The organism is Hymenobacter agri (genome assembly GCF_054778495.1).
The window spans coordinates 1-4,853 of sequence record NZ_BAAGZM010000313.1 but is presented as its reverse complement, the minus strand read 5'-3'; the positions used below and the strand labels follow the sequence as shown (position 1 = coordinate 4,853).

Genomic DNA, 4,853 nt, shown 5'->3' with positions numbered 1-4,853 from the left:
CCGGGCGGCGCCCACCGAGTGGGGCCGCCGCTACGGCTACGGCGAGCGGTTGAGCGCGGCCGAATTTGCCCGGCGTGTGCCCGTGAGTACCTACGAGCAGCTGTTTCCGGAACTGGAGAAGGTGCTGCGGGGCCAGGCCAACGTGCTGTGGCCCGGCCAGCCCCAGTGGTTTGCCAAAAGCAGCGGCACCACCAACGCCCGCAGCAAGTTCATTCCCGTCACGAAAGAAGCCCTGCACCACGGCCACTACCGCGCCGGACGCGACATGCTGGCCCTGAGCACGTACCTGTACCCGCAGGAGCGCCTGCTGGCGGGCAAAACGCTGTCGTTGGGCGGTGCGCTCGGGCCCAACCCGTTTCAGCCGCAGCAGGTGGCGGCGCAGGTGGGCGATGTGTCGGCCGTTATTATGGCGCAGCTGCCGGGCTGGGCCGAGGGGCTGCGCACGCCGCCACTGCACTTGGCGCTGCTGAGCGAGTGGGAGGAGAAGCTCGAGCGCATTGCCCGCCATGTGCTGCGGCAGGATGTGCGCGTGCTGGCCGGCGTGCCCACCTGGATGGTGGTGCTGCTCCGCCGGGTGGTGGCCTTGGCCGGAGCCGAGCATATTATGCAGGTATGGCCGCAGCTGCGGCTGTTTCTGCACGGCGCCGTAGCCTTTGGGCCCTACCGCGAGCTGTTTAGCCAGCTGATTCCGGACGCCCGCATGCGCTATCTCGAAATTTACAACGCCTCGGAAGGCTACCTGGCCCTGCAAGACCAGCCCGGCAGCGAAGACCTGCTGCTGCTGCTCGACCACGGCATTTACTATGAGTTTCTGCCGGCCGACCAATGGGCCTCGTCGGCCCCCCAGGCCGTGCCCCTGGAAGCCGTGGAGCTGGGCCGGCCTTACGCGCTGGTCATCAGCACCAACGCCGGGCTGTGGCGCTATGTGGTGGGCGATACCGTGCGCTTCACGTCGCGGGCGCCGTACCGGGTGCGCATTACGGGGCGAACCAAGCACTTCATCAATGCCTTCGGCGAAGAAGTAGTGATTGAGAGTGCTGAGGCTGCCGTGGCCGCTGCCTGCCGGGCCACCGGCGTGGCGGTACGCGACTTCACGGCCGCGCCGGTCTGGTTTGCGGCCGGGCAAGCCGCTTCGCGGGGTGGGCATGAATGGGCCTTGGAATTTGCGGGCGAATCCATTCCTGACCTGACCCGCTTCGGCGCAGTGCTCGACGCGACTTTGGCCGAGCTGAACTCGGACTACGCTGCCAAGCGCTACCGGGGGCTGGCCCTGGCGCCGCCTCGCCTGCACGCAGTGCCGGCCGGTACGTTCGAAACCTGGCTGGCGCAGCAGGGCAAGCTGGGCGGGCAGCACAAGGTACCGCGGCTGCTCAACTCGCGCGAGGTGCTGGAAGCAGTGCTGCAAGCTGCCGCCCGGTAGCCGCTACACAATCGTTAGCCTCGCACAGAAGCAGCCATTAGGCGGCTGAGATGGCACATTAGGCCAGATAATCGGGCCGCCGGTAGACTTTCTGGATATGATACAATCCGGATAAGTAATATTACCGTAGTAATTTTACCTTGCCCTCGCCCGTCCCACCCGTACTGCTTTTCTTATGTCTACAGTTACCGAAGTTTCGGCCAGCCAGAAATCCGCCTATCAACGCCCGTACAAGTCTCGTAGCCAGCGCCGCGAGATTGCCCGTCGCAAACACGACGAAAACACTGACCAGAAATTTCTCATTCGGGTGGCGTTGGTCGCAGGCGTAGTGCTGCTGGTCGCGCTGGGCTTTGCGCTGAAAAACATGATGGAAACGGCGGCATTGACCCCGCCGATGACGGAGGGGCTGCACTAAGCCGAGCAGGCGGCCCGGCTACTCGTCGAGCATGCCACCCAGCAGGCCGCCGAGTACGCCGCCGCTTTCTTTTTGCGCATTGCCGCCTACCGGCGATAGCGCCTGAATGAGCTTTTTAACGGGCATGGATTGCAGCCACACGCGGCCGGTGCCGCGCAGCGTGGCCAGCAACAGCCCTTCGCCCCCGAATATCATCGATTTGAGGCCGCCGGCCCGGGCCACGCTGAAATCGATGCCTGGCTCGAAGGCCACCACGCAGCCGGTATCGACGCGCAGCAGCTCATTGTTCAGGCGCTTCTCGATGATGGTGCCGCCGGCATGCACGAAGGCCTTGCCGTCGCCGGTGAGTTTTTGCAGGATGAAGCCCTCGCCGCCGAAAAACCCCGCGCCCAGCTTCTGGTTGAAGTGAATGCTGATTTTGGTGCCGCGCGCCGCCGCCAAGAAGCCGTCTTTCTGCACGATGAGGCCCTGGGGCATTTCGCGCAGGTTGACCGGGATGATGGTACCGGGGTAGGGCGCGGAGAAGGCCACTTTGCTTTTGCCGTAGCTGCCGCGGTGGGTGAAGTGCGTCATGAACAGGCTCTCGCCGGTGATGAGGCGCGTGCCGGCCGAAAACAGCTTGCCCATCAAGCCCTGGTCGGGCGCGGAGCCGTCGCCCATTTTGGTTTCGAAGGCAATGGCTTCTTCCATGTACACCATGGCGCCGGCCTCGGCAATCACGGTTTCATTGGGGTCGAGCTCAATTTCGAGCACCTGAATATCAGAGCCCAGAATGCGGTAGTCAACGTCGTGCGAATTCATAGCGGAAGCCAGTGAGCGGGTTGGTGCGGCCAAAGATATAGGGACTTAGGTATTCGCCCGAGCGGGCCGGGCTGCCACACAATATTTTGGGGGCGCTGCGTTGAAAGCCGAAGTTTCAACTAACTTTATAGTTCACCTTTCTTCCTTTTCGCCCATGCCTGCTTTCCGACTCTTATTGCTGCTCGTGCTCAGTACCTTGCTGGGAAGCTGCGCCGGCTCGCGTTTCGCCACTGCGCCACCCGCCTGGGCCTTCTGGAAGAACAACCGCTTCGACCGTAATGGGCTCGAAACCGGCCGCTGGCGCACCTATTACGACGACGGCCACCACCAGCCCTACACCGCCGGCCGCTACCGCCACGGCCGCCCCGTGAAAACGTTTCAATACTACACGCCCGACGGCAAGCTTGACCGTACCGAGGTGTACAGCAAGGAGGGTTTCTGCGAAGTAAGCTACTGGCACCCCGGTGGGCAGCTGGCCCGGCGCGGCTCCGCCCAGTGGGTGACCGGGAAAGGCAAAGCGCCGCGCTTTTACTGGTACGGCACCTGGACGAGCTACGAGCCCGACGGCCAGGTGTCAGCCGTGCAGACTTACGTCGACGGCCACCTCACCCGCGCCGAAACCTACGAGAAGGGCCAGCTCACGCAGGTCGAGATTTTCGAAAATAACAAGCGCAGCCGCGTCGAGACCTACGCCAACGGCCAGTTACTCAAAGTCGAGAGCTTTGAGAAGGGCCTGCGCGTGGGCACCACCAGCACGCTCTAACTGGTTTCTGGTTGTGGGTTTCTAGTGTCTGGTTATCTGTTTGCTCACTATCAACCAGAAATAAGAAACCGGCGACCAGAAATCTACTCGTCCTGCGGCAGCTCGCTGCGGGTTTCGGCGGCCTCCTTTTCGGGGTCGTCGACGGTTTTTTTGCGCTTGGCCTCGCGGCTGGTGCGCTTGATGAAGTCTTCGTCAGACTCCTCGACTTCCTGGTGGCCGTCTTCGATGGGGAAGTCCTCGTCGGCCTCCTCGGCGCCGGGCTTTTCGCCGAACTGGCCGGCGCGGTCCACCAGCTTTTTGTCGCGCACGTGGCGGCCCAGAAATTGGTTTATCTGTTCGATGCTGTAGTTGGAGGTGATTTCGCCCAGCGGGTTCACCCCAATCTCGAAGCCTTCGAGCTCCTTGTGTACGCGGGCTTTTTTGGCGGGGTCGGCGGCAGCTTTTTTCGGTTTAACGGGTTTCTTGGCCATGATGCGGGAGGTGCGGAAGCAGAAGAAATACCCGTTGCTGTACGGGAAAGCCCGGCGCTGGGTGGCGGCTACAGTCAACAAAAAAGCGGCTGGCCATTGGCCAGCCGCTTTAGGGAGTAGGCAGGAATAAGCAAACGGTGTTATTCCAGCAGCAGGCGCAAGGCGTTGTGGCCGGTGCGCACCATATACATGCCCGTGGCCGAGCCCGCGGGCAGCGCCAGCACCGCGGTGCCGGCGGCATCGGCAGTGGCCGAAACCACTAACCGGCCCAGGGCATCGAATACCTGCACCAGCGTGCCGGGCTGCGTGCCCGTGAGTGTGGCGTGGGCCGTAGTAGGGTTCGGGAAGAGGGCCAGGCCCTCGGCGGCCTCACTCAGACGCACGCTGCGCACCGGCGAGTAGCGGAAGCTGCCATCGAGGTCTACCTGCAGCAGGCGGTAGTAAAGCGTGGTGCGGTCGGCGGGCAATTGCGCATCGGTGAGGGTGTACTCGCGGGGCGTGGTGCTGGTGCCGCCGGCGGCCACCGTACCAATGCGGTCAAAAGAAGTGCCGTCGAGGCTACGCTCTACCTCGAAGCGGGCGCTGTTTTTCTCACTGGCGGTGCTCCATTTCAGCAGCACGGCGTGGCCGAGCGGCGCGGCCGTGAAGGCAGCCAGCTCGACGGGCAGCGGGTTGGCCGCGTTGCCCAGCGTCCAGACGGAAAAGTCGCTGATGCCGGTTTTGGTGATGACGTTGCCGGCGGCCGTGGTGCCGCGTTGCGGAATCCAGGGCGTGCCGCCGCTCACCGACTTGAACAGGGCCAGGTTGCCCACCGGAATGCCGTTGAGCTCGTGGGGGAAGTAGGCGAAGTTCATCGTCACGTTCAGGCCGGTGTTCACGGCGGGCTGAATGTTGAAATTGCGCAGGATGCTCTGGCTGGTGCCGGCCCCGCCGATGGCCGTGCCGGTGGTGCGCGAGACGAGCGTGGCGCCGGGGGCCACCGAG

Annotated in this window: 6 protein-coding genes; 3 read left to right on the top strand and 3 right to left on the bottom strand. The window is 63.6% G+C overall.

Annotated features, from left to right (window positions below; translation table 11 throughout):
* Together ACYVDE_RS14575 and ACYVDE_RS14570 are read left to right on the top strand one after the other, a co-directional pair.
* Positions 1-1,420, top strand: a 1,420-nt coding sequence (locus ACYVDE_RS14575; RefSeq protein ID WP_460502274.1) for a GH3 auxin-responsive promoter family protein, incomplete at its 5' end; no start/stop codon positions are given.
* A gap of 175 nt (positions 1,421-1,595) precedes the next feature.
* Positions 1,596-1,835: a hypothetical protein gene (locus ACYVDE_RS14570; RefSeq protein WP_460502273.1), complete on the top strand. Its 240-nt coding sequence runs from the start codon at positions 1,596-1,598 to the stop codon at positions 1,833-1,835.
* Between the two features lie 18 nt (positions 1,836-1,853).
* Here ACYVDE_RS14570 and ACYVDE_RS14565 read toward each other — a convergent pair whose 3' ends face one another.
* Positions 1,854-2,636 (bottom strand): AIM24 family protein, encoded by a 783-nt coding sequence (locus ACYVDE_RS14565; RefSeq protein ID WP_460502272.1) that lies wholly within the window; start codon positions 2,634-2,636, stop codon positions 1,854-1,856.
* Positions 2,637-2,790: 154 nt separating this feature from the next.
* Here ACYVDE_RS14565 and ACYVDE_RS14560 point away from each other — a divergent pair, with 154 nt between their 5' ends.
* Entirely contained in the window at positions 2,791-3,399 is a 609-nt protein-coding gene (locus tag ACYVDE_RS14560) for a toxin-antitoxin system YwqK family antitoxin (protein ID WP_460502271.1), read from the top strand.
* 83 nt (positions 3,400-3,482) lie between these two features.
* Here ACYVDE_RS14560 and ACYVDE_RS14555 read toward each other — a convergent pair whose 3' ends face one another.
* Both ACYVDE_RS14555 and ACYVDE_RS14550 read right to left on the bottom strand, forming a co-directional pair.
* The gene (locus tag ACYVDE_RS14555; RefSeq protein ID WP_460502270.1) at positions 3,483-3,869 is read right to left on the bottom strand and encodes a hypothetical protein; all 387 of its coding nucleotides are present in this window, start codon (positions 3,867-3,869) and stop codon (positions 3,483-3,485) included.
* A gap of 140 nt (positions 3,870-4,009) precedes the next feature.
* On the bottom strand, positions 4,010-4,853 hold an 844-nt coding region (locus ACYVDE_RS14550; RefSeq protein WP_460502269.1), incomplete at its 5' end, for a T9SS type A sorting domain-containing protein.